Source organism: Desulfosporosinus sp. OT, assembly GCF_000224515.1.
In the GTDB taxonomy this organism is placed as follows: Bacteria; Bacillota; Desulfitobacteriia; order Desulfitobacteriales; family Desulfitobacteriaceae; genus Desulfosporosinus.
The window spans coordinates 1-23,264 of record NZ_AGAF01000038.1 but is presented as its reverse complement, the minus strand read 5'-3'; the positions used below and the strand labels follow the sequence as shown (position 1 = coordinate 23,264).

At 44.0% G+C, this 23,264-nt stretch carries 24 protein-coding genes and 3 tRNA genes; 25 read left to right on the top strand and 2 right to left on the bottom strand.

The window, feature by feature from the left end:
• Positions 1-51 precede the first annotated feature (51 nt).
• A complete protein-coding gene (locus tag DOT_RS02980; protein ID WP_009613993.1) occupies positions 52-627 on the bottom strand; it encodes a Uma2 family endonuclease in 576 nt (191 codons plus the stop codon).
• Positions 628-913: 286 nt separating this feature from the next.
• Here DOT_RS02980 and DOT_RS02975 point away from each other — a divergent pair, with 286 nt between their 5' ends.
• From DOT_RS02975 to citG, 8 genes are all read left to right on the top strand, one after another.
• The gene (locus DOT_RS02975; protein ID WP_009613992.1) at positions 914-1,927 is read left to right on the top strand and encodes a 2-hydroxyacyl-CoA dehydratase family protein; all 1,014 of its coding nucleotides are present in this window, start codon (positions 914-916) and stop codon (positions 1,925-1,927) included.
• Positions 1,928-2,193: 266 nt separating this feature from the next.
• Positions 2,194-2,970, top strand: coding sequence for an acyl-CoA dehydratase activase (locus DOT_RS02970; protein ID WP_009613988.1), 777 nt, complete (start codon positions 2,194-2,196; stop codon positions 2,968-2,970).
• 190 nt (positions 2,971-3,160) lie between these two features.
• Positions 3,161-3,424: a citrate lyase acyl carrier protein gene (gene citD / locus DOT_RS02965; protein WP_040411111.1), complete on the top strand. Its 264-nt coding sequence runs from the start codon at positions 3,161-3,163 to the stop codon at positions 3,422-3,424.
• 200 nt (positions 3,425-3,624) lie between these two features.
• Positions 3,625-4,503 (top strand): aldolase/citrate lyase family protein, encoded by an 879-nt coding sequence (locus DOT_RS02960; protein ID WP_009613984.1) that lies wholly within the window; start codon positions 3,625-3,627, stop codon positions 4,501-4,503.
• Between the two features lie 29 nt (positions 4,504-4,532).
• Positions 4,533-6,071, top strand: a complete 1,539-nt coding sequence (gene citF, locus DOT_RS02955; protein ID WP_040411110.1) for a citrate lyase subunit alpha — start codon at positions 4,533-4,535, stop codon at positions 6,069-6,071.
• A gap of 14 nt (positions 6,072-6,085) precedes the next feature.
• Positions 6,086-7,138, top strand: a complete 1,053-nt coding sequence (gene citC, locus DOT_RS02950; RefSeq protein WP_009613980.1) for a [citrate (pro-3S)-lyase] ligase — start codon at positions 6,086-6,088, stop codon at positions 7,136-7,138.
• Positions 7,139-7,666, top strand: coding sequence for a citrate lyase holo-[acyl-carrier protein] synthase (citX, locus tag DOT_RS02945; protein ID WP_009613978.1), 528 nt, complete (start codon positions 7,139-7,141; stop codon positions 7,664-7,666).
• A complete protein-coding gene (gene citG / locus DOT_RS02940; protein WP_009613976.1) occupies positions 7,650-8,582 on the top strand; it encodes a triphosphoribosyl-dephospho-CoA synthase CitG in 933 nt (310 codons plus the stop codon). The genes citX and citG overlap by 17 nt, the downstream gene beginning before the upstream one ends.
• Positions 8,583-8,824: 242 nt before the next feature.
• On the opposite strand, the gene DOT_RS02935 is transcribed toward citG, so the two are convergent.
• Complete coding sequence (locus DOT_RS02935) at positions 8,825-10,207, bottom strand: methyl-accepting chemotaxis protein (RefSeq protein ID WP_009613975.1); 1,383 nt, start codon at positions 10,205-10,207, stop codon at positions 8,825-8,827.
• A gap of 446 nt (positions 10,208-10,653) precedes the next feature.
• On the opposite strand from DOT_RS02935, the gene DOT_RS02930 reads away from it, so the two are divergent.
• The 17 genes from DOT_RS02930 to DOT_RS02855 form a co-directional block, all read left to right on the top strand.
• Positions 10,654-10,869, top strand: a complete 216-nt coding sequence (locus DOT_RS02930) for a hypothetical protein (protein ID WP_009613971.1) — start codon at positions 10,654-10,656, stop codon at positions 10,867-10,869.
• Positions 10,870-11,128: 259 nt separating this feature from the next.
• A complete protein-coding gene (locus DOT_RS02925) occupies positions 11,129-11,887 on the top strand; it encodes a nitrite reductase (RefSeq protein ID WP_009613967.1) in 759 nt (252 codons plus the stop codon).
• Positions 11,888-11,938: 51 nt separating this feature from the next.
• Positions 11,939-12,331, top strand: coding sequence for a hypothetical protein (locus DOT_RS02920; protein ID WP_009613966.1), 393 nt, complete (start codon positions 11,939-11,941; stop codon positions 12,329-12,331).
• Positions 12,332-12,411: 80 nt separating this feature from the next.
• The gene (locus DOT_RS02915) at positions 12,412-13,659 is read left to right on the top strand and encodes a globin-coupled sensor protein (protein WP_009613964.1); all 1,248 of its coding nucleotides are present in this window, start codon (positions 12,412-12,414) and stop codon (positions 13,657-13,659) included.
• Positions 13,660-13,667: 8 nt separating this feature from the next.
• Positions 13,668-14,117: a hypothetical protein gene (locus DOT_RS30935; protein WP_040411086.1), complete on the top strand. Its 450-nt coding sequence runs from the start codon at positions 13,668-13,670 to the stop codon at positions 14,115-14,117.
• Between the two features lie 271 nt (positions 14,118-14,388).
• Positions 14,389-15,612, top strand: coding sequence for an HD-GYP domain-containing protein (locus tag DOT_RS02905; protein WP_085930971.1), 1,224 nt, complete (start codon positions 14,389-14,391; stop codon positions 15,610-15,612).
• 67 nt (positions 15,613-15,679) lie between these two features.
• Positions 15,680-16,021 carry a hypothetical protein gene (locus DOT_RS29515; protein WP_139024107.1) on the top strand — a complete coding sequence of 114 codons (342 nt, stop codon included), beginning with the start codon at positions 15,680-15,682 and terminating at the stop codon, positions 16,019-16,021.
• Between the two features lie 380 nt (positions 16,022-16,401).
• Complete coding sequence (locus DOT_RS02900; RefSeq protein WP_040411106.1) at positions 16,402-17,049, top strand: O-methyltransferase; 648 nt, start codon at positions 16,402-16,404, stop codon at positions 17,047-17,049.
• A gap of 166 nt (positions 17,050-17,215) precedes the next feature.
• Positions 17,216-17,929 (top strand): heparan-alpha-glucosaminide N-acetyltransferase, encoded by a 714-nt coding sequence (locus tag DOT_RS02895; RefSeq protein WP_009613957.1) that lies wholly within the window; start codon positions 17,216-17,218, stop codon positions 17,927-17,929.
• Positions 17,930-17,948: 19 nt separating this feature from the next.
• Complete coding sequence (locus tag DOT_RS02890) at positions 17,949-18,875, top strand: hypothetical protein (protein ID WP_009613955.1); 927 nt, start codon at positions 17,949-17,951, stop codon at positions 18,873-18,875.
• A gap of 98 nt (positions 18,876-18,973) precedes the next feature.
• Entirely contained in the window at positions 18,974-19,699 is a 726-nt protein-coding gene (gene rph, locus DOT_RS02885) for a ribonuclease PH (RefSeq protein WP_009613952.1), read from the top strand.
• The gene (locus DOT_RS02880) at positions 19,696-20,295 is read left to right on the top strand and encodes an XTP/dITP diphosphatase (protein WP_009613950.1); all 600 of its coding nucleotides are present in this window, start codon (positions 19,696-19,698) and stop codon (positions 20,293-20,295) included. Before rph ends, DOT_RS02880 begins: the two co-directional genes overlap by 4 nt.
• 137 nt (positions 20,296-20,432) lie before the next feature.
• Positions 20,433-20,510 (top strand) — tRNA-Pro (locus DOT_RS02875).
• Between the two features lie 59 nt (positions 20,511-20,569).
• A tRNA-Arg gene (locus DOT_RS02870) sits at positions 20,570-20,646 on the top strand.
• Between the two features lie 16 nt (positions 20,647-20,662).
• Positions 20,663-20,738, top strand: a tRNA-His gene (locus DOT_RS02865).
• Positions 20,739-21,104: 366 nt separating this feature from the next.
• Positions 21,105-21,419 (top strand): DUF5658 family protein, encoded by a 315-nt coding sequence (locus tag DOT_RS02860; RefSeq protein ID WP_009613948.1) that lies wholly within the window; start codon positions 21,105-21,107, stop codon positions 21,417-21,419.
• 861 nt (positions 21,420-22,280) lie between these two features.
• On the top strand, positions 22,281-23,264 hold a 984-nt coding region (locus DOT_RS02855), incomplete at its 3' end, for a histidine kinase (protein ID WP_242833756.1).

Below are 23,264 nucleotides of genomic sequence, written 5' to 3'. Positions count from 1 at the left end.
TGAGGGCCTTATAGAGGTATCTTTATAAGAAATGAATTCTAGAAGCTAGAATTAGACCGCCTCAAATATCGGTTTTAAGTCTACTGCCAAGTCTGGGAAGACAGTCACCTTGATCTGGTCTGTTTCAGTATACGATTCTGGCCTACCATATCTATCATTAGGTTGTAGCGTATATACACTGATAAATTTGCCGTCTGGTTCTACAATCCAGTATTCTTGAACGCCAACTTTTTCATATTTATTAAATTTCCAAACCTTATCGTTTCTTGCCGTTGCAGGGGAGGTTATCTCGATCACGAGAGTGGGAGTACCAAAGTAACCCGTACCTTTTAGACCTTTTTTATCACAAACAATTATAAGATCAGGCTGCACAACAAAAGTAGTTTCTTCATCGTTTTCGTCTTTTTCAGGAAGTCTTAAGTCAAATGGCGAGGCAAACACCTGACAGGACTTATCTTTTAGGTAATTGTTGAATTGGGTTAATAGTTCCCTCGATATAGCCTGATGTTGCCAGGTAGGTGCAGATTGCAGATGGGGTACTCCATTAATAATTTCCCACCGTTCATTTTCTGGCCAGGTTAAATAATCGGCGAAAGTATATTTTTTGTTTTCGTGATGTAATGGCATATGTTAAAGCCTCCTTATAATCAAATAAGATTCTTTAGTCAGACCAACAATAATCCTAAGGTACCTATTCTTCTTTAGTTTTCTCTGATTTATGTCATTATACCATTATATGGGCATTGCGTCATGTTTACTATCTTCCAAAGGGCGATATTCACTTACTAGCGATCTGTGTCCGTTTAAGGGACATAACTCTCTGGTGACACCTACTTAACATTTTGGGTTCGACCCATTAAAATATAAGAAGAAAGTCCTATTAACAGGTTTTAGCAAGGAGTAGACAGCGATTATGGGTAAAATCGGGTTAACAACGACGGTGCCGGTTGAAGTAATTTTTGCGGCGGGTGATACACCTGTTGATTTGAACAATATTTTTATTACAGGCTCGGAGGCTATGCGTCGAGTGGAAGAGGCGGAGTTGGCTGGTTTTCCGAGGAATGTATGTGGTTGGATTAAGGGGTTGTATTCAACGGCTTTGCATAATCCGGACATTGAGCGCATTGTTGCAGTAACACAAGGCGATTGTAGTAATACCCATGCGCTGATGGAGACGTGGGAAGTGGAGGGAATCGAAATTATTCCCTTTGCTTTTCCGTATGATCAGGACGCGGATATGCTCCGTCTTCAGATGGACAAGCTAATTAAAGCTTTGGGGACAACTTGGGAAGGTGTGAACCTCCAGAAGAAGCGCCTTGATCAGGTCCGAGCTTTGGCATGGGAAATTGATCGACTGACTTGGGAAGAGAATCAGGTGAGTGGGTTTGAGAACCATCTTTATCTTGTTTCGTGTTCAGATTTCAACGGCGACCCAGAGGGCTTTGCTCAGGAGATGGAGGAATTTATTCAAAAGGCGCACAAGAGGGAGTCTTTGTCAGGAGAGTTCCGTTCAAGATCTGGAGGGAAAGTGCGGGAAATCCGCCTCGGTTTTATCGGCGTTCCACCTATTTTCCCTGAACTATACGATTTTTTAGAACAACACGGAGCTCGTGTTGTTTTCAATGAAGTCCAGAGGCAGTTTGCGATGCCTTTTGAGACAGATGATGTAGTCGAGCAGTACCGCTTATATACGTATCCCTATAAAGTATTTCAACGGATTGAGGATATTTCTCGCGAGGCCGAGCGCCGCCAACTAGACGGAATCATCCACTATACGCAAAGTTTCTGTTATCGTCAGATTGAGGATCTGATCATAAGAAAGAAGCTGGAATACCCGGTTCTAACCTTGGAAGGGGAGAACCCAACAGGATTGGATGCGCGGAGTAAAATGAGGATAGAGTCCTTTTTGAGTATGCTCATCGATTAGGAGGGTCGCGAAAATACTTGGTTAGCTCCTGTGCTTGTCATGCCAAACTAAGGCGTTAACCTCCTGATGTAAGCGGGCAGGGTTCCCGGCCAAAGCGACATCCCTGTCGCATGGCCGCGGAACACATCCTTGTGTTCCGCCCTGCTTTATGAGAGCGGAGTTAAAGCCATGGCTACGACTCTCGCAAAGGCTTCGCGCCGTATTCTCGAGACCCTGCTTGTGGGTCTCAAGGGAAGAGTGGAAACATGTAGGAAGGAAGGCGGAACATGCCTAGACAAACCATTTGTGGAATTGATTTGGGGAGCCGGAGTGTGAAGATTGCCCTCATGGAGCGGCCTAAGGAAGAGGCACGTTTAGAGATCCTTCGGTTGGAGAGCTTGGATACGATCCGTTTTTACCGGGAGTATGGGCGAAAGCACGGGGATAAATTAGTCGTGAACTTTGAGGCCTTGGGTCTGCCTGTGGTAGATCGTTTGGTTTCCACCGGTTATGGACGGAATACTCTGGAGCTTGCTGGAGGTGAGGCGATTCCAGAGTTGAAGGCGCATGTTTTAGGTGCGATTTATCAGACGGGGCTAACGGATTTCACCTTGATCGATCTTGGGGGACAGGATAGCAAAATCATCCAGGTTCGGAAAGGGAAAATGATTGATTTTTTGACGAATGATAAGTGCGCAGCTTCTTCTGGACGTTATTTAGAAAATATGGCAAGTGTTCTCGATGTGACTCTTGAGGAGCTCGGACAATATACAGAGGATCCGGTGGAGTTGAATTCTACTTGTGCAGTGTTTGGTGAAAGTGAGCTTATCGGTAAGATTGTGGAAGGGTTCCCGCTGGCAGAACTAGGAGCTGGGGTTAACGCTACGATTGTTAAGCGAATTTTGCCGCTGTTGCGTTCTTTTGCCGGGGAGGTATTAGTCTTTACTGGGGGTGTTGCACACAACCGCGCAGTTGCCAAGCTCTTAGAGGTTGGGTCGGGACGACGGATTGTTATCCCGCAGGAGCCCCAGTTTAATGGGGCGATCGGGTGCTGTTGTGTATAGTGATATTAGAAAACTTCGTTCTCAAGTTCGAAAGCAAGACTGCTATTGTTCCGGCAAAGTATGAAATACCGCTCGAAGGAGTTTATTACTTTTAAGCTACTAAGGATTTTCTGTTGATAGTTAAAGGTAAAGTTAAAAAGATAATAGAGTGTTCTTAATTATTGTAGAGAAGTCAAATGAGGTGATTTACATCAAGATAACTAAGATCGCCAAGGCAGGTACATTAGAGTCCAACGATATTCTGATCATGGTCATGCCCAATGATTCGGGAAACATAGAGCTTGAACTAGAAAGTATCGTTATGCAGCAGTTTGGTGATGTGATTGAGCAAGTGATTTTACATAAGGTTAAGGAAATGGGTATCGAGGGCATTACTATTAAGGCTCAAGATAAGGGAGCTTTGGATTATACGATTGGTGCAAGAGTGGAAACAGCTATTAAACGAGCTATCTAACGATTAAAAAAATAATTCAAGACTCTTGATAGGGTCAAGAGGAGCTTGCAAATTAAGGGTTTAACTGAACTTATCCAAGGGCACAGGCGATGGGCGAAGTTCGGATACTCGGATACTCGTATATTCGTATATTCGTACATCGAACCACGAAACGCATATCGTGGTGATACGCATTGGATCATTAGTCGAGGTGAGTAAAAGTGCAAAAGTTAAGAAGAACGATGCTTTTTATGCCGGGAAATAACCCGGGTATGCTTCAAGATGCGGCGATCCTCGGAGCGGACGCTATTATTCTAGATTTAGAAGACGCAGTAAGTCTAACAGAAAAAGATAGTGCCAGAATTTTGGTAAGAGATGCAATAAAATATATCGACTATTCACAGGTGGAAGTCGTGGTTAGAGTCAATCCCTTGGATACAGAATTTGGGCCCCAAGATGTGGATGTGATTGCTAGGGTTAAACCAGATACATTGCTGGTTCCGAAAGCGGATGTAGAGGAAATAAAGCTTGTTGATATTATGTTGGCTAAAATTGAAGAAGAAGAAGGCTACTTAGTCGGTAGCATTAAAATAATCGCTCTGATAGAAACCGCTTTGGGCTTAGAAACGGTTTATGAGGTGATCAAGGCCTCCCAACGAATGGTAGGGGTTTTACTTGGTGGAGAAGACTTGACCGCAGATCTGGGAATTACGAGAACAAAAGAGGGAGAGGAAATCTTTTATGCTCGGAATAAGGTCGCAACCGTGTGCCGGGCTTTAAGGGTGGATGCTATTGATACCCCATTTACTGATACCAATGATTATGAGGGACTTACCAAGGACACAGCTAGGGCCAAAAGCTTGGGGCTGACCGGAAAATCAGCCATAAACCCCAGGCAGATTGAGATTATTCATGCTGTGTTTGCCCCGACAGAGGTGGAGTTAAAACAGGCCCTGAGGGTTTTGGCTGCCATGGAGGAAGCGGAAAAAGAAGGCAAAGGGGTCTTTTCTTTAGATGGTAAAATGATTGATGCGCCGGTTATCAATCGGGCGAGAACGACGGTGGAGCTTGGACAAAGACTAGGACTTATTGAGAGATAGGGGGAAGTATACTGAAATCTATAAAAATGATCAAAACGGTTTTAGGTAGAGAACTTCCGGCTTATATAGAGGGGTATGGAGAAGTTAAGCCGTTTCAAGGAGCTGTTAGCAATGAAAGGATTAAGACCAGGAAAGCCGTGAAACTGACCAGTGTCATCCCCAGGGATCAAAAAGTATTAGCAAGTTTAGATCAGGCGTTAGATAAATTAAACATAATTGATGGTATGACGATTTCATTTCATCATCATTTGAGAAATGGAGATCATGTTCTAAATATGGTGCTGGAGGCCTTGGCTAAACGAGGCATAAAAAATCTTACCGTCGCGGCCAGCTCTATCTTTCCTATCCATGCGCCCCTTGTAGAGCACATAAAAAATGAAGTGGTCACTGGAATTGTAGCGAACTATATGTCAGGGCCTGTGCCGGAGGCCATATCACGAGGGGAGTTAAAAAAGCCTGCTCTAATGCAGACTCACGGCGGAAGACCTAGGGCCATAGAAAGTGGAGATCTGCATATCGACGTAGCCTTCATTGCAGCGCCTACGGCAGATACCTACGGCAACATCAATGGAGTGGAGGGTAAATCGGCCTGTGGGGCCTTAGGTTATGCTGTTTCAGATGCCGAGTACGCCGATAAAACCGTTGTTATAACCGATAATTTAGTGCCCTACCCAGCCTGCCCGATTGAAATCAGCCAAGTTTTTATCGATTATGTGGTTCAGGTTGAATCCATCGGAGACCCTAGGGGTATTGTTTCAGGGACAACTAAGATCACGAAGGATCCGGTGGCTCTTCTGATCGCAAGAATGGCCGCCCAAGTAATCCAGGCTTCAGGCTTGATTAAAGATGGAATGTCCTTTCAAACAGGCGCAGGTGGAACCTCTCTCGCAGTCGCAGCAGAGCTTAAAGATATTATGAAACGCGAAGGTGTGATCGGAAGCTTCGCTGCCGGGGGAATTACGGGTTATCTTGTGGAAATGCTGGAAGAAGGATTGTTTCGAGCCCTCTTTGATGTCCAATGCTTTGATTTAGAAGCAATAAAATCGTATAGAAATAATAAACAGCACCAATTTATGTCTGCTTCCATGTATGGGAATCCTCACACTAAGGGAGCGGTGGTTAACAACCTAGATATCATGATCCTGGGAGCCACTGAAATTGACATCGCCTTTAACGTCAATGTTACGACAGGCTCAGATGGGGTAATCATGGGTGGCTCGGGTGGACATAGTGATACCGCTGCAGGGGCCAAGCTCTCCATTGTTGTCACTAATCTAATGAAAGCCAGGCTTCCAATAATCAAAGATAAAGTGACGACGATTACAACTCCAGGAGAAAGCATTGATGTTGTTGTGACTGAGCGCGGAATTGCTGTCAATCCTAGAAGAGTGGATTTAATTGAAAAGCTAAGGAAAACAGAGCTGCCACTTTTGACCATAGAAGAATTGAAATTGAAAGCTGAAAAGATTACAGGAGTGCCTAAGGCCATTAAAACCTCCGATAAGATTGTGGCTGTGGTGGAGTATCGGGATGGTAGTGTTATCGATGTTGTGAGGATGGTGGATTAAAGGAGAGAACGTACATGTATGGAGTTATTCCAAATTGGGTGAATCTTAAAGATCCTAAAGAAAGAGACGAGGTAGAAGCCTTTCTCCAGGGCTTTGATTTAAGCTTGGATCAGGATGTGGACTATACTATAGTAATAAGAGATGGGGTTTCGCAGGAAGCTTCAATTATTGCAACCTGTTCTAAAGCAAGAAATGTCTTAAAATGCTTTGCCATAATTGAGGAACATAGAGGAGAAGGAATAACCTCCATCTTAATTTCTGCTCTGATCGATAAACTGTTCAGTCAAGGTATATTCCACAGCTTTATTTTCTCAAAACCAGCAAGTGCTCATGTTTTTTTGGCTCTTAATTTCAAACTTATTCATAGTAATGAAGAGGTAGCCCTCTTAGAAAATGGCGTTTATGATATCTATAAAGCATTAGAGGATATGAAAGAAAACTATAATCTAGGGGGCGGAGAAAAAACTGCCTTAGTTATGAATTGCAATCCTTTCACCCTAGGACACGCCTATTTAATTGAAGAAGCGGCTAAAAACAATGAAGAGGTACTCGTTTTTGTTGTCGAGGAAGATCGGTCCCTTTTTCCCTTTGAAACGCGATACGAGTTGGTTAGTAAAGGAGTTTCGCACTTAAAAAATGTTAAGGTTTTACCCAGTGGAGAGTATATAATATCTTCCGCCACTTTCCCTTCCTACTTTTTGCGGGAAAAGGGAGCAAGGTTAAAGGCTTATGTGGAGTTAGACTCCTCAATCTTTGCCCAGTATTTTTGTAAAATCTTAAACATTACGCAGAGATATGTGGGGCATGAACCCTATTGCCAAGTTACTAGGGCCTACAATGAGGCTCTCAAGAAGGTCCTTCCTATTTATGGCGTTAAGCTGCACGTTATTGCAAGAAAAAGGTTTAAGGATGTTTCCATAAGCGCTTCTAGGGTTAGAGATCTAATAAAACAAGGGGAGCTGGATGATCTAAAGAACCTCCTGCCGGATGTTACTCTGGAGTTTCTAAACACACCCTTAGGAAGGGAGATCGTGGAGAAGCTGAAAAGTAGTTGCTCCTCGCATTAAATGATGAAAGAATACACAGCCGATGAATTACTTTTAGCTAGGGAAAAAAGGGTTAGCTTAATCGGCAAATTACTAAAACGGCATAATACTCCACTATTAGTTATGAGAGTAAATTATCCGGGACTCAAAAAAACGAATGAAATGACAACTCAGATAATTGAGGATATGAGCTCTCTAATTTGTACTCTTTTAAGCGACAAAATTTTTAGCAAGTTACTACTTCAAGGAGCAGAAGGCCCGATTCTTTATGTTGCTGTTAAAGAAGAGGCTTACGCTTTGAAGAGGATGGCTGTTGATCTTGAAGAAAAACATACCCTTGGGAGATGTTTAGACCTAGATGTGTATGATTACGAGGGGAAAAGTATAGGCAGGCAGGAACTGGGATATCCAAGGAGAAAATGCTATCTATGTGAGGACGATGCCCATTTCTGTGTAAGGGCTGGACGACATAGTGAACATGAGGTAATCGGATATATTGAAGAAAAATATAGGGAATATAGGGAAAACGTTTATGGTAGAGAACATTAGATTAAACACTAGCGTAAATGATCAATGTATTAATATAGCCAGTCTTGCTGTGCAGGCAATGCTCTATGAGGCTTCCTGCAATCCATCACCCGGATTAGTTTCCAGAGCCTCGAGTGGCGCCCATCGAGATATGGATTACTTCACTTTCTTAGATAGCGCTACTACTCTCATTAACCCCTTAATTCATTGCTCGGAGGCAGGATTCAGCCCAAGTACACCCCAAAAGATTTTCACTCAAATAAGGCAGATTGGACAATTAGGCGAACAACAAATGTTTCGTAAGACTTTAGGCGTCAATACCCATAAAGGAATGTTTTTTTTGTTAGGTGTTTGTTGTGCTGCCGGAGGCAAAGCATTTTACAATGGAACCCACTTCTCATCTTTACAAAGCATTATAAAAGATATGACTGCGGGTTTAGTTGAGCGGGAGTTGAACTCCAGGTATAATGAATTTAAAAACGCCAATGAATTATCTTTAACACACGGAGAAAGGCTCTTTTTGCACCATAAGGTAGAAGGAATTCGTGGAGAGGTTCAAAGAGGACTGCCCACGGTTTTTGATTTTTCATTAGGTTTTTATAAGAGGAACCGAGATTTAGGCAAAAACCAAAGATTAGTGCAAACTCTTTTGGCGATTATGCAGCATTGTGAGGATACCACAATTTTATATAGACATTCTATTGACACATTAAAAGAAATTCAAGAAAAGGCAAAGCAAATTATATCCATAGGCGGAGTAAAAACGTCCCAAGGAATAAAAGCGATCCATGAAATGGATAAAGACCTTTCTCAACGAAAGATTAGTCCCGGTGGTAGCGCAGATTTATTAGGGGTCACAGTCTTCTTAGATCTATTAGATGATTATATGGAGACAGCGAAGACGGGGAAAGAAGATTCATTAAGTCATGAAGGCTGAGCGAAGATATGGGGGGGCTTAAAAATGTGCAAGTCTCCTGAATGAGAAAGATTTCCCAGCATTCGTGGTCATCGATCATGGGGTAAATAATCTTTATGAAATCGGGAAAGTGCAATACAAAGACCATAGCATAGCAAAGCTAAATAACTATACAGCCTGAAAACATAGAGAGAGTAGCCTTCTGAATTAGGCTACTCTCTCTATGTTATTCTTATAGCAGAGCTAAGAGGTATTTAAGGAAATCAAATAAGCTGTTCTAACTCATTGAGGATCCCGACAACCTCTTGAGAAGCCTGGGACATCTCGGACAAAAGGTAGGCGGCTTTTTCAACGTTGCCTTGACTGTAAGCCTGGGCGGCTTGATGTGCTAATTCATGCACGCGTTCGTGTGGTGACGTAAGTCCTAAGAAAGTCGGATTTGTGCGTAATATGGTAGATTCGGGGCTATCAACCCATTGTCCTAAGCGACAGTCATGGTGGGTACCAACTTTTTGCGGATCCACTTGCTCATACCCTAAAAGCATATTATAGATGCGCCAAGTCCAGAGGAGGTGATCTGTCTTGGAAAGTTCAAGGGACTGTAGAGTGGTTATGACAGGGACACTCTGGATTTGGCGGGTTCTGATTTCTCCGAGTTGTTGGCTGATAGAATAAATCCCCTCGCCGGTTTGGTTGGCAACGATTTCAGTCGTATTGGCTGATTCGCTCACCGAGCTAATGATTTGAGCAAATTCTTCGATAACGGCACTTTGTTCTTCGCTTCCGGCAGCAATTTGTTGAATTTCCTCCGCGATCGTTTCGACGTGGTTGAAGATTTGCTCCACCTCTTGCCCCGCAGCCTGCATGACGGATTTTCCTTCCAGCATCATGTGGGAGAGGGAAAGGATGTCACTCGCAGTACGGCTAGAATTCTGACTCAAATGCCCAGTCTTCTGTCGGATGTCAGTGACGGACACCTTCGTGTGTTCGGCTAACTTGCGTACTTCGTCGGCAACGACTGCAAAGCCACGTCCCTGCTCTCCCGCTCGAGCCGCTTCGATGGCCGCGTTTAAAGCCAAAAGGTTCGTTTGATCCGCAACGCCCGCAATGACGCTGACAATCTGTTCGATTTCGCCCATGGAATCTAAAACAGCTTGTACCTGCTGGCTTACTTGTTCGAATTGGGCAAAGGAGCGTTCAACAAAGTCAATAGCTTGTTTGATCTTTTCAACCCCGGAGGAGGCCATACTCAAGGATTGTTCGACAAAAGACGCTGCATTTGCTGCGGATGAGGCAGTTTCTCCGGCAGCTGCGCCCATTTCCTGGGCTTGCGCGGACATATTAGCAATTTGCGGCGTCTGTTCCTGAATGCGCTGGAGCATTTCGCGAATGGAGGTCATGCCGGTCATTTGTCCGACCGCTCCGTTAATGTCCAGCATAGTACCGGCAACAGCGTTTTGCCGCGTCTCAATGATTCCGTTGATGACTTTGACGATACCGCTTAGCGAGCTAGTGGGAGAGAGATCTAGCTCAAGCGGTTTTCCGAGGTCGCAGTGGTTCAGACATTCGGTTAACTTGTCTAGTTCATCTTTGTCTATGGCCATCTGCGTACCGCTGTCAGAAAAATGACGTTTGAATTTAAACATTATACGCTCCCTCTCAACTTAAAAATCAGTTCGTATCTTCGAATTCTTCATAATACTTAAGAATTTCAGAGATAGTGAATTTGTATTACGACGTGTTCTTCTTATATTAGTAAAAATCCTGCTTCTTTTCCTATTTTAAAAAATAAATTTTTCTTTTTTTCGAGGATTATAGACACTACTCCCTTAAAGGTAGTCTCATAAATTACATCATGTATAATTACAAACAGTCCACTCCCAATCAAGTTTTTGGATTTCGTTTAATTGGTAGAATGACATAGAAGAGGTGGGTTTATGTAACAGAATAATAATACGAATTTACATAAGATTTTTAAATTTATTAGACCTAAAATAGACACAAAAGCTTCACAAAATCTTTAGCAACAGTCCAAGATTTTACGGTATAATGTAGATAATACTGGAAATCCTTGATAGGAGTTGGCTTGAGTATGAATACTTGCCCGTTATGTGGAGCGCGTGAGGTTGGCCGAATTGGCCGTGAACGGTATTATTGCAGAGAATGTTGTCACGAGTGGACAAAGGGAGGGGGAGAGGTTAAAATTTATGAAGTTTTATCGGATGGATCGGTAGAGCAGTTAGCAACGGATCATGATCGTTTCTTCCAAGCATACGCTCAATGTGGTGAACGTCGTCGAGCCGGCTGAAGCACGAAGCATGTACATATTGACAAGTGTTAGGGGTCAATATCCGTAAAACAGTCATAAAGAACAGCAGTGGATTAAAATATGCCTGTAATATCAATGAAAAGAGAGCCGAGATTTTAGGCTCTCTTTTGGTGTATTGGGATAAAAATCTTGATCTTTCAAATTATGTTGCAGGATTTTCTCTATAAATAATCGAATTATAACAATAAAATTATTAAAATAGAATTATTTCAAACGATTACTTGAGAGGGGAAGATTCATGACTGAACTTCAACGAGATGATAATTTTCACTGGACGGGTGAAGAGGTAGAATGTGAGAGCGGAATTCACTGGGCTATCGCTGAACAAGCCAACGGGATTGTGGCGATTATTGTGAATTCTCCTGGCGGGGTTTTGACCGGGAAACAGGTGCGTGTTTTGGCCGAGATCGTCGGAGAAGATGGGGTCATTAAGAACACACGGCGCATGGCCTCACTGCTTCTTATTCCAAAGGAAAAGGTTGGGACCGCTTTAGAACAGCTCCAAGCGGTTGGCCTTCGCGTAGCCAGTTTGCATAAGAGCATCCGAAACATTGCCGCTTGTCCGGGCAAAGGGTTTTCACCAAACTCTCGCGGAGATACTTTAGGACTCGCCCAGGAGCTTGATGAAGCCTTTTACGCAACGATCCTTCCCTGGGACTTCAAAATTGGGATTTCTGGCTGTCCACGAAACTGTACGGGAGTACAGTGTAATGATCTGGGATTAATGGCTGAGCCACGTGGTAAATACTCGCTGTGGATCGGTGGTTCAGAGTCTGGGATGAGTCCAAAACATGGAACATTGGTCCGTAAAGGAATTCCTCGGGAGCAGGTTATCCCTGTTGTGAAACGAATTTTGGAAATTTACGCGCAAGGGGCAGAGGAATTCGCAGCAGAACTTGGCGAAGGGGCACGGGCCCGACTTTATCATGTCCTTGAGAAGACGGGATTTGAACGGTTTAAGCAAGCAATCGAAGAAGTCTTGGCACCACAAGCGTAATGGAGATTGGGATAGACATCGCCTATTTGAACGTTGGAGAGGGGTAGGGAAATGGCGACACAAGGATTCAGTAAGCTTAGCGCCTATAAGGCTTTTTCGAAGATGGATAAGTCCTGTGCGCAGGGGTGTAAATGTTCTGCTCTGTGCCAATTGTTCATGGCGAAGGAATTCCTCAGTTTATCGGCTCAGACGGGGGAAAAATTCAACGATAAGATCCCTGAGGATATTTTGGATATGTTCCGGAGTGTACCATTAATCCCTGAGCGATATAAGAACATGGAACTTCAAGAAGCCTTCTTTGAGGTGCAAAGTATTTGTGATGGTTGTGCAACGGATGAGCACGATTCTTATTGTACGGTGAACGTGGTTCTTACTGCCTTGGGAATTTTACTTGAGGGCAAAGATTTCATGACGGACAAAGATAAAGAACTGGCTGGAAATTAGGAGATTATTCTAGTATTTCATTCAACCTAAAGATACTTAAGACATTGCAAGATTTATTGATAAAGAAGGGATGAGCTCCGATGATTCAGTTACATCAGTTTGACTTAGATGAAGCTGTTCGCTTGTTGAGAATAGATGCAGAACAGTTGGCTCTGCTTAAAGAGATTCGACCTGTGATCGAGCAAAATGCAGAGGAGATTGTCCGGAATTTTTATGCTCATGTTACAACACTACCAGGACTAAAAGCCATTATCGACCGATATTCTACGGTGGACACGTTGAAAATCACCATGAAGAAATACTTGTTATCTCTCTTCCCGGAAAAGATTGACGAAGCGTTCATACAGTGGCGAGTTACGATCGGAGAGGTTCATAATCGCATCAATTTACCACCGTCTTACTATCTAAGTGCTAATCAGGTCTTATGTGACGAGATCATACCACGGGTTTTTAAACACTATCGGAAGAAAACAGAGCAGGCCATTCGGGCCAGTTTAGCCGTTCAGAGACTTTTGAGTTTTGACCAGCAAGTTGTAATGGCTAGTTATATTCAGTCCTACATGACTGAAATCGATAAGAAGGCCGAATTAGAGAAGGCTTTAAATGAGATCGACAGCTTACAACGCAGGGTGAGTGAAGCCAGTCAAGCGTTGGCGGCAACTTCGGAAGAAACAGCGGCTTCAGCGTCGGAGATGAATGAAGCAACAGCGCAGATTTCGAATAATGCCTCTGAGGCAGCCCAATTCTCTCGCCAGGTGGATGTTTTGGCGCAAGAGGGTGCTCAGAAGATTCAAATGATCTCAGAAACAATTTTGCGTCTCGCGAATATGACAGCTGAAATGCAAGGAAAAATGACCGAGCTGGATAAAAGCTCCGCGCGAATTGCCTCGGTTACGGATGTGATCAAGGAAATCGCCTCTCAAACCAATCTCCTAGCCTTAAATGCCGCCATCGAAGCGGCACGCGCTGGAGAAAGTGGTCGAGGCTTTGGGGTCGTCGCCGAGGAAGTTAAGAAGCTCGCAACCCATTCCGAACAATCTGTCAAGGAGATTAGCGGACTGATTACGATCACGAAGCAAAATACGATTGCGGTGAATCAATCCATCGCTCAAACGACCGAGGCCATGCAGGTTGCCGCGGCAGAGGCAGGGGAAGTTGTAGGTCGTTTTGGAGAAATCATGTCTGCAATTAATGCCAGTATTCTACAAGTGCAAGGAATTGCTCAGCAGATTGATGCCTTAGCCTTGACCGCGGGCCAGATCGGAGCAGCCTCAGAAGATGTGGCTAATTCGGCAACTTCCTTGGCCCAAATGGGGATACGGGATTAGGAGGGGACTTGTATGACACAGTGCTCGGTGCCTACGACGCAGAGCAAACTAACCGTTCAAGCTCCTTCTCTGGGGAGCGGGGTTCATCCTACGCCGGAAAGTATTCCTTTCGGGATCGCGGCTTCGGCGATACTAATCCTACGCCGGTAGGTATTCCTTTGGGGATCACGGCTTCGGCGATAGTCTCCACTGGAGACTATCGTCACTGGAGACTATCGTGCCAAAAGCGCCATCCGCTGGCCTGCGAAGACACTGTCTTCGCACGAATTAGCCTTCTTGCAGGATGGCCGAGTGTCCCTGAAGCCCACGAAAACACTGTTTTCGCACGGATTACCCTTCTAACAGTTACGGTCTTCGCACGTATTAACCTTCTTGCAGGACGGCGAGAAGGGACCGTGGCGCATTGGCGGCAGCGCACATCCTTGTGCTCTGCCCCGTGTTTTGGGTCGGTCGCTTGAACGGAAGTTTGTTAGGCTACCCCATGGGGAGTGGCTCAAATGGCTGGCTGAATTAGTGAGTTACTCCCCCCGTTGGGAAGAGACGCCAAATGGTGCACCGGTGCACCATTTGATTTCACCTCTATGTGCATGGTTTTTGACGCCAAAGGCTGTTTTTCCATGCACTATTTATTAAGACACTACCCTTAAACCCTTGCGGAGTCTAGACTTTTCGATAATTAGCAAGCCCTAAGTAATAAATGCAAGTAGAATTTTGATTGGAGGAGCTGAAGTGTCTGAAGATGCCTTCTACATCCGTAGGATGTGGAGTTTCTCTCGTGCACTTGATCTCGGTTTAGTGGATGAAGAAATAGAAAAGGGTTTACAGCTCACCTTGGGGCAACGGCATGGAGAGCGTGTTGCTTATATTGCTATGCGTCTGGGGCGAAATCTTGGACTAGGTAAAAGAGAGTTAGTTCATCTTACAGTCGCTGGGCTGTTGCATGATATTGGGGCGTTGGGCTGTTTCCGAGAGTATCATGGGGACCCACGAATTTTAGAAAAACATTGCCTGGAGGGAGCGTTAGCAGTCGAGCATTTTCCGTCAGGAGTAATTTTAGCTTCTGCAATTAAGTATCATCATGAGACACCGGATACTCTGCATGCTGCTCTACGTGCCCCGTCGGAAGAAGTGCCGTTGATGGCGCGGATTTTGTCTTTGGCTGATAAAATTGATCTTAAGATGCTACGCAAACAGCATTCTCGTCAAGAACGAAACGAAATTTTGAAATGGGTAAGAGATAAATCTGGGATCTTATTTTATCCTGAAGTTGCCATCGCATTTGAGCAGGTTGCTCATAAAGAAGCGTTTTGGTTAGATATCGAACAGGCAGATTTACTTCAAATTGCCTTGGGACTCCTGTGCGGAAAATGGCACCTTCCGGCGACACGCGATTTAGACTCTGGATTTACACTCAATCTAGCGGCAACGTTTGCTGACTTGATCGACCAAAAAAGTCAATTTACAGCCCGACACTCATGGTCGGTGGCCGAAACGGTAGAAAGTTTGGCTCGGGAACTGGGTTGGCAAGAGGATCGACTGCGCGAAATCTATGTGGCAGGCTTACTTCATGACTTAGGTAAGCTCTCTATACCAAAGAAGATCTTGGATAAACCGGGAGCATTAAATTCCGATGAGATAGATATAATTCGCACGCATACATACTACACACATCGTTTATTGACTGAGGCTGGTTTTCCTACTCGGATGTCGGAATGGGCTGCCCATCACCATGAACGGCTTGATGGTCTAGGGTATCCTTTTGCTTTGAAGGGGAATGAGATCGATGAGGGGTCCCGTCTGATGACGATCGCGGATATTTTTGTAGCACTGACAGAAGATCGTCCCTATCGTGTAGCTATGACTCCCGGCGAAGCGTTTGCGCTGATTCAGCGTGGGGCTGGGACGATGGTGGACGAACGGTTGGTGGAGAGGGTGAAAAGAGCGCTTGTGTAGGGGACTTGTGTGACCCAGCGCTCGGTGCCTACGACGCAGAGCAAACTAACCGTTCAAGCTCCTGACTTTGGGGAGCGGGGTTCATCCTTCGGCGATACTCTATCCTACGCCGTTAAGAATTCCTCGAGGGATCACGGCTTCGGCGATACTCTCCACTGGAGACTATCGTGCCAAAAGCGCCGTCCTTGGCGCATTGGCGGCAGCGCACATCCGCTGGCCTGCGAAGACACTGTCTTTGCACGTATTAGCCCTTCTAACAGACACTGTCTTCGCACGTATTAGCCTTCTTGCAGGATGGCCGAGTGTCCCTGAAGCCCACGAAGACACTGTCTTCGCACGTATTAGCCTTCTTGCAGGATGGCGAGAAGGGACCGTGTGCGCTGCCCCGCATTTGGGGTCGGTCGCTTGAACGGAAGTTTGCTGATTCTGCTTACGTAGAGACCTCGCGCTCGTGTCACACTGCGTCCTAGGCTGGGGTCGAGAGACGGAGGCCGGGGAGACGGAGTTTATGTGGACGGCATATTTCATATGCACCGTCTTGTTTTGGGATAGTGGAGGGAGGCTTCTTGAGTCGCATACGTCGAGACCCTTATCTAACTTTACCGTGTCTCTACTGATGCTTTATCAATATCAGATAAAGCACAGTAGGGATTTTTTGCGTTAGCCGAGGAAGAATATAAACTGATGTTATAATTCTAATGGGTTATGCGTTTCAAAACCATTTGTGGTAAAGTTGTTAATGATACTGTTAATTTTGGAATTAGATCTGAGAAAAAGGGGAGATTGGCTTTGTTTTACCCTTTTGAAATGGAACGCTATCTGGAAACATTGTTGGGAGAACGGGACCCGCTGCTTCGAGAAATGGAGGAGCAGGCCCTTAAAGAAACTATACCGGTAGTGACGCCAATGGTTGGGAATTTTCTTAATTTACTCGTACATATGGGCAAATCGCAGTCTATTTTAGAGATTGGGACGGCGATTGGGTACTCTACGATTTGGTTGGGGCGTGCTGCAGAACAGACTGGAGGGCATGTTACGACGATTGATATGAATAAAGATCGTCGCGCGCGGGCCGTTATATATTTTGAACGTGCAGGACTTCAAAACTGCATTACGGCTTTGGAGGGGGATGCTCGTAAGATTCTTCCGACGTTGGATTCGGCGTTTGATTTTGTTTTCATCGATGCGGCCAAGGGGGAATATTTGGATTACTTGAGCCTCATTTATCCCTTAATTGCTCCAGAAGGGGTATTGGTGGTAGACAATGTACTTTTTCGTGGGTGGGTTGTTCCGGGAACTGCTTTTGCACCTAAGTATGACCGCATGGTGGGTAGATTGCGTTTGTTTTTACAGGACCTTTGCCAGAATCCGGACTTTTCCACCACTGTTTTGCCTTTTGGAGATGGGGTGTCAGTAAGTCGACGGTTAAGAGTATAATGCAAACGTTTAAATGGGATGATGCATAAAGGATACATGTTTCATCACAGAGAGTTTTGAACTATTTATCTAGGGTCTATATGTGTGACGGGTAATATTCGAACCTCGAACTTCGAACACGAACCACTAACCTTGTCAAGGCAGGAGATGGAAGAGGATAATGAAGATGGATAGGCGGCACTCACTAAATAGTAGGATTTCGAGCCAGCGTTATGAAGAGATTGATGTTTTAAGGGCGCTGGCGATTGGGCTGATGGTGCTATTTCATCTTGCTTATGACCTAAAGGAGTTTGCTGGGGTCAATATTGACTATCAGGCTCCTCTTTGGTTTGTCATTGGAAAGACTTCTGCTTTGCTCTTTATCTTTATTTCGGGGCTTTCTAGTGGTTTTAGCAAATCATCAGTTAGGCGGGGACTGAAAGTGCTGTTCTGGGGAATGGTCGTCACAGTTGTAACTTATCTGTTTATGAAAGAAGAATATGTCCGCTTTGGGATTCTACATTTTTTAGGCGTGACGATGATCTTATCCCCTCTCGTTTCTCGATTATCATCACGAACGCTTTGGGTACTTGTCGTTCCTATCGTCCCGCTTGGGTTGTGGTTCAACGGACTGGCAGTAGGAACGGGTCTCTTTATTCCGTTTGGGCTTATGTATGACGGGTTTAGTTCTCTAGATTATTATCCCCTTTTTCCGTATTTTGCTGTAACCATTTTAGGGATTCTTGCCTATCGACGTTTTTACGCTCAGAGAACGAACTCTCTATTTTCGTTTCGGCTGAATTCTGATCTGACTAAGTGGTTGAGTCGAAATTCATTGGGCATTTATTTAATTCATCAGCCCATAATCCTGTTTATTATTTTCGTTGTTAATCGTTTATAAGGGAGGGAGGGCTTTGACCATGTTTGTTCATGAGCATTTGATGCAGGCGGTCTACTTTGCTCCACGTGGGAAGCGACGTCTTCTATTTTTAGGAACGAATATTCAACAACGTTATTTAAGTCCTGAGGACAAACTGATAGGGTTTGTGGGAGATGCCGGGGCTGGGAAGTCGTTGTTGATTCGAGGGATGTTTCCAGGGTTAGAATTGACTAATGATGACGATGGAATTAATATTAGACCTTTGCCTTTGATGGAGGATGCTGAGCGTGGACATTTCCGTTATCATACTTACCATTTAGATGTCCGTTTCGAGTCGGCGTTTACACAACCTTGGAGAATTGCCGAAGCTATTCGAAAAGCTATAGTGAGTGGGCATCGCGTGGTCGTTGAACACTTTGACCTCGTTTATGCTCAGCTTGAGGTTAACGCTGAAGTACTGATTGGAGTAGGGGAAGAAGTGATTGTAACTCGTCCGACAGTGTTTGGGCCAGAGCCGCAGAGTATTGTAGATATTGTTTTTGATTCGATTAAGTATCGACGCATGGCTCACAGCGCTGAGGACATCACCTCGATGATTCTTGAGGAGATGGGCTTGGATAAACCTGAAGTCCATAGTGACATTAAACACGGTTTTGTCTTAGAATTGCCGGAAAAACCAGATATTGATTTAGATTTAGTGGAACAACGTGTTCTGGATTTAATTAATGCAGATTTGCCTATTTGTTTTGCCGATGATGGGCATATACGGGTCGGGCAAATGCTCTATCCCTGCACAGGTCCACGGATTCATATTCGGCGAACTAGCGAAATCAAAGGCTTTCACTTGCTTAAGGAATTCCGGTTCGACCCCATTGCCCAGCTTTATACCATTGCCGGAATTGTGGGAGAGGAAACGATACCTAGCCGTACTGTAGATTTTTGTGGAGGGCGCAATCCAAATAGCTAACGCCCCATATATTGAGGAAGTAATTGGCATTTCTCCTTCTATTCTGGTAAACTGAGATTAGTAATAAGTACTTGCGCGAAGAAAGGTCAGGTTATAATATGCAACGTTCTAATGGTCGGGCTTATGATGAATTACGTCCTGTTAAAATTTCACGGCAGTTTACCAACATACCTGAGGGCTCAGTTCTCATTCAAATTGGGGAGACTCGGGTTTTATGTACAGCCAGTGTTGAGGAAAAAGTACCTCCTTTTCAAAAGGGGTCGGGTAAAGGATGGGTTACAGCAGAATATGCAATGATTCCTCGGGCGACACAGTCACGGACGCAACGTGAGGCGACCAAAGGAAAGCTCACCGGTCGTACGATGGAGATTCAACGCTTAATTGGGCGTGCCCTACGATCTGTGGTTGATCTGAAGAAACTTGGCGAACGCACAATTTGGTTGGATTGCGATGTGCTCCAAGCGGATGGTGGAACGCGTACCGCTGCCATTACTGGAGCCTACGTTGCCTTGGTTGACGCTGTTCAATATTTATTGGAAAAGAAACTTATTAGAACGAACCCAATTCAGGATACGCTTGCAGCCATCTCAGTGGGGAAGGTTCAAGGACAGGCGGTGCTGGATTTAGCGTATGAAGAAGATTCACAAGCGGACGTAGATATGAATATCGTCATGACCGGTGCCGGAAAGTTTGTGGAAATCCAAGGGACTGCAGAAGAAATCCCCTTTGATCGTGCAGATTTGGATGCGTTTTTGCAACTTGCTGAAAAAGGTATTCGCGCTTTGATGGAGGTACAGAAATCGGCGGTGGAAACAAGCTCATGAAAATAGTACTGGCGACTCAGAATCAGGGGAAAGTCCGAGAACTTCAAGAATTGCTTATGGATGAGGGGATTGAAGTACTTTCATTATCGGATATTCCTGATTGGGAGGATGTGGAGGAAACAGGAAAAACCTTCGCAGACAACGCTGCACTTAAAGCTAGAGCAGCGGTCAAGAAAACAGGATTAATTGCTCTTGCCGATGATTCCGGTTTGGAAGTAGATGCCTTAGATGGTGCTCCAGGCGTTTATTCTGCGCGCTTTGCCGGTGAGCCTAAAGATGATGAACGTAACAATGATAAACTACTCCATCTCTTAGAAACTACCTCAGATGACAAAAGGACAGCGCGTTTTCGCTGTGCGTTGGTTATGGCAACGCCTTTTGGGAAAGAATATCTTACAGAGGGTGTTGTTGAAGGGCAAATTTTTAGGCAACGGCGTGGACAGGATGGATTCGGCTATGACCCGATCTTTTACCTGCCAGAGTATGAACGAACTATGGCTCAGCTGACCTTGACTGAAAAGAATAAATTAAGTCACAGAGCTCAGGCATTTCGTAAAGCGATTCCAATCCTGCAAGCTCTTAAAGAGAGCGAATAGGCAGTGGTTTAAAAGGAATTTCAAAAAGAAATCATGGTTTTTCTGGTGATAAAAATGTCCTCGAATCGCTCAAAAAAACTTTTGAGATTTTTCTTGACGAATGGGCGAAGATGAGCTATACTAATCAAGTCACCAATCGGGGCATAGCGCAGCTTGGCTAGCGCGCCTGCCTTGGGAGCAGGAGGCCGGGGGTTCGAATCCCTCTGCCCCGACCATGATTTTCCCAAGATCTTCTTCGGTTAAATGGGTAACCTGAGTTGACGATCGTAATTCTGCGCCTGTAGCTCAGTTGGATAGAGCATCTGCCTTCTAAGCAGGTTGTCGGGGGTTCGAGTCTCTCCAGGCGCACCACTTAAAAATCATTATGGTGGGTGTGGCGAAGTGGTTAACGCACCGGGTTGTGGCTCCGGCATTCGTGGGTTCAAGCCCCATCACCCACCCCATAACGCAAAAATTACGTCAGGAATTTATTTCTGGCGTTTTTTGGTGTGTAAATATCGATATTTGTTAAAACAGTGTATTCAATATATTGGTGTTCTGGCAGCAGTTCCTGTGAAGAAATGGCTACTCGACTAAGGATTAATTTATTAGATAAGCAAAGTTACAAATCCTGATGAGCCATTTATGGCGTGTCAGGATTTCAATGCGTTTAAATCGTTTTGTTCATGACAAAGATGGTAGGAGATAGAACTAAAGTATAGCTATTTAACACAAAAGTGGACAAAATAGTGTACTCGTATGCACGACGCGTAATACTACAAATCAATGAATAATAGACGTAGAATCAATTGTTTTTGTAGGAGAAATTTATGACAGTGTATGAAAAAAGAATCATTCTGGCTTCGTGTATTCTATTTATCTTAAATGCATTTGATGGATTAATGACTTTTTGGGGGCTACGTCTGCAGGTCATAGAAGAGGCTAATCCACTAATGCAAGGACTTATCTCTACGAACCCTAGAAGTGTTATGGGGGCAAAGTTGTTCCTACCCGTTTTTGCGGGAGTCATGTGTTGGTTCGCGCGAGAAAGATCACTGCGATTAGTTAAGTATTTACTTAGTTTTGTCGTGGTAATCTATTTATTGACAGATCTGATGCATCTCTTTTGGTGGTTAAACTTGTAGTGATGAACAGAAAAGGTGAATTGAAAAGGTGTTGTGATCTATTTCTAAGGCAATTCTATCAAGGAATGCTGTCGAATACGCTGCAAAAATTGTGCTTATAGAGGGTATTTAAGAATACTGTTATACAAAAAATGACGAAACAACACAAAATTCGCGCTAACATTACGGAGAATGTTGTAATTCTATTAAGAAAATCGAAAGCCAGAAAATAATGAAGGAAACAATTGGTTGAGGTAAAGTATTATACTATAGTATAATATACTCAGTTATTGAAGAGTAAGAATCTTCTGTGTGGAAGCGATAATTCGCAACGATCACTGGTCGCCAAGAGTTATGAAAGTAAATAGTGAGCTAGGCACACCATACCAAAGTATAACGTTCACTCTCTCATGGCGGATCTTTAATTTAAAGCATGTGTGAGACAATGATTTGCAGTTAGAATTGGTCACGTTAAATTGCAAGGAGTCAAACGTGAACCCGGCACACTCATATTTGAGTGTGCCTTTTAATGTTCGCCAGAATGGCGATTAGGTGGTGGTGAAGTCCTGTTTAGTTTGGTTAAGTTGGTTTCGGTTTGTTTTAGTTTGTTTAAGTTAGGAGGTTGATGTTAAGCAGTAAAGCGGTTTTTTGTAGATCGCATGGAGTGAGCATTTAAGTTTGATTCACTGCTGAACTTTGCAACCCGGATTCAGCGAATTCGAATATAAGTGGATGATTCTGAATGAGGTGAGAAAGATGATAAATAGGGAGATAAATCTCATAAGCTATCTCTGTTGTGTTATTTTTACAGCGAATCACCTATGGCCACATCAATCAATTCCTTTGATCAATAAAATAGAAAAGCCCATTATCCTCTATATATTGGCCGAAATTATTATTGGTATGTGGATAGAAGTAAACAATGCGCGAGCAAATAACATAATTCTCGATAAATCGAACGTTAAATTAGAGTTGTCAGTTGATAAACTCATTGAGTTCTATCATTCAATTGACTTTCAGAAAGCTTTGAGTAATTCCTTTGATATCACACGTAAATTGTGTGAGCATATCTCTACAATAACGGGAGTTGCTTCAACTTTCGTATGGTTATCTCCCGAAGAAGGAGTTAAAGGCACTATACAAATGACACCTTACAACGAACTTTTCGAAGAAAAGATTGCTAATGAACTAGGGAAAGCTTGGAATAATCTTCGAAATGAAGAGGAAGCTACATTCGTTCGCCTCGTACATTCATGGTACTATTTAGCCCCGGTTAAAACAAAAACAAAATTTTATGGATTTATAGGAATATTTTGGGATGTTACCGCAAGCGACGAGTCTAAGGCCCGACTCCTACAAAACGTTAGGGTCGTTGCAGGATGGAGTGCAATCATTTATGAGAGGGTATATACACAAGACATGACGGCTCAATCGATGATCAAAATGGAGCAAAAACGAATAGGTGAAGAAATTCATGATCTCATTTCTGGACGACTTTTTAGCGCTGTTTGTGCTACGTCTGTCTTAATGAAATCCGCTAAAGTGGATGAAAAAGATAAGGAACAACTTCAGCTCATTGCAAGCACAGTTAATCAAGCCCTCAACGAGCTGCGTTCAATAATCCACTCCCTCAAAAATACTCCTAACGAACAGTGGTTCGAGCGTCAGATAAAACGCTATCTTGACACGGTTGCAAAACTGCATGGGATTTCTGTCTCCTTAGTAATCAAAGAGGAATTTGCCAACATTAAGAGACAACAGGCTCGAGCTTTACATCGAATTATTTGTGAGGCGGCAAGCAATGCCGTGGAACATGGTCATTGCAAAAATTTAAGTATTGAACTTATGAATAAACGATCCGAATTA

Bases quoted from the DNA above. Each gene is read 5' to 3' on its own strand.
- DOT_RS02915 (WP_009613964.1), top strand. From the start codon at position 12,412: ATGATTCAGTTACATCAGTTTGACTTAGATGAAGCTGTTCGCTTGTTG.
- DOT_RS02880 (WP_009613950.1), top strand. From the start codon at position 19,696: ATGAAAATAGTACTGGCGACTCAGAATCAGGGGAAAGTCCGAGAACTT.
- DOT_RS02975 (WP_009613992.1), top strand. From the start codon at position 914: ATGGGTAAAATCGGGTTAACAACGACGGTGCCGGTTGAAGTAATTTTT.
- DOT_RS02930 (WP_009613971.1), top strand. From the start codon at position 10,654: ATGAATACTTGCCCGTTATGTGGAGCGCGTGAGGTTGGCCGAATTGGC.
- DOT_RS02890 (WP_009613955.1), top strand. From the start codon at position 17,949: ATGTTTGTTCATGAGCATTTGATGCAGGCGGTCTACTTTGCTCCACGT.
- citC (WP_009613980.1), top strand. From the start codon at position 6,086: ATGTATGGAGTTATTCCAAATTGGGTGAATCTTAAAGATCCTAAAGAA.
- rph (WP_009613952.1), top strand. From the start codon at position 18,974: ATGCAACGTTCTAATGGTCGGGCTTATGATGAATTACGTCCTGTTAAA.
- DOT_RS02970 (WP_009613988.1), top strand. From the start codon at position 2,194: ATGCCTAGACAAACCATTTGTGGAATTGATTTGGGGAGCCGGAGTGTG.
- DOT_RS02920 (WP_009613966.1), top strand. From the start codon at position 11,939: ATGGCGACACAAGGATTCAGTAAGCTTAGCGCCTATAAGGCTTTTTCG.
- DOT_RS02895 (WP_009613957.1), top strand. From the start codon at position 17,216: ATGGATAGGCGGCACTCACTAAATAGTAGGATTTCGAGCCAGCGTTAT.
- DOT_RS02860 (WP_009613948.1), top strand. From the start codon at position 21,105: ATGACAGTGTATGAAAAAAGAATCATTCTGGCTTCGTGTATTCTATTT.
- DOT_RS02925 (WP_009613967.1), top strand. From the start codon at position 11,129: ATGACTGAACTTCAACGAGATGATAATTTTCACTGGACGGGTGAAGAG.
- citG (WP_009613976.1), top strand. From the start codon at position 7,650: ATGGTAGAGAACATTAGATTAAACACTAGCGTAAATGATCAATGTATT.
- DOT_RS02980 (WP_009613993.1), bottom strand. From the start codon at position 627: ATGCCATTACATCACGAAAACAAAAAATATACTTTCGCCGATTATTTA.
- DOT_RS02935 (WP_009613975.1), bottom strand. From the start codon at position 10,207: ATGTTTAAATTCAAACGTCATTTTTCTGACAGCGGTACGCAGATGGCC.
- citX (WP_009613978.1), top strand. From the start codon at position 7,139: ATGATGAAAGAATACACAGCCGATGAATTACTTTTAGCTAGGGAAAAA.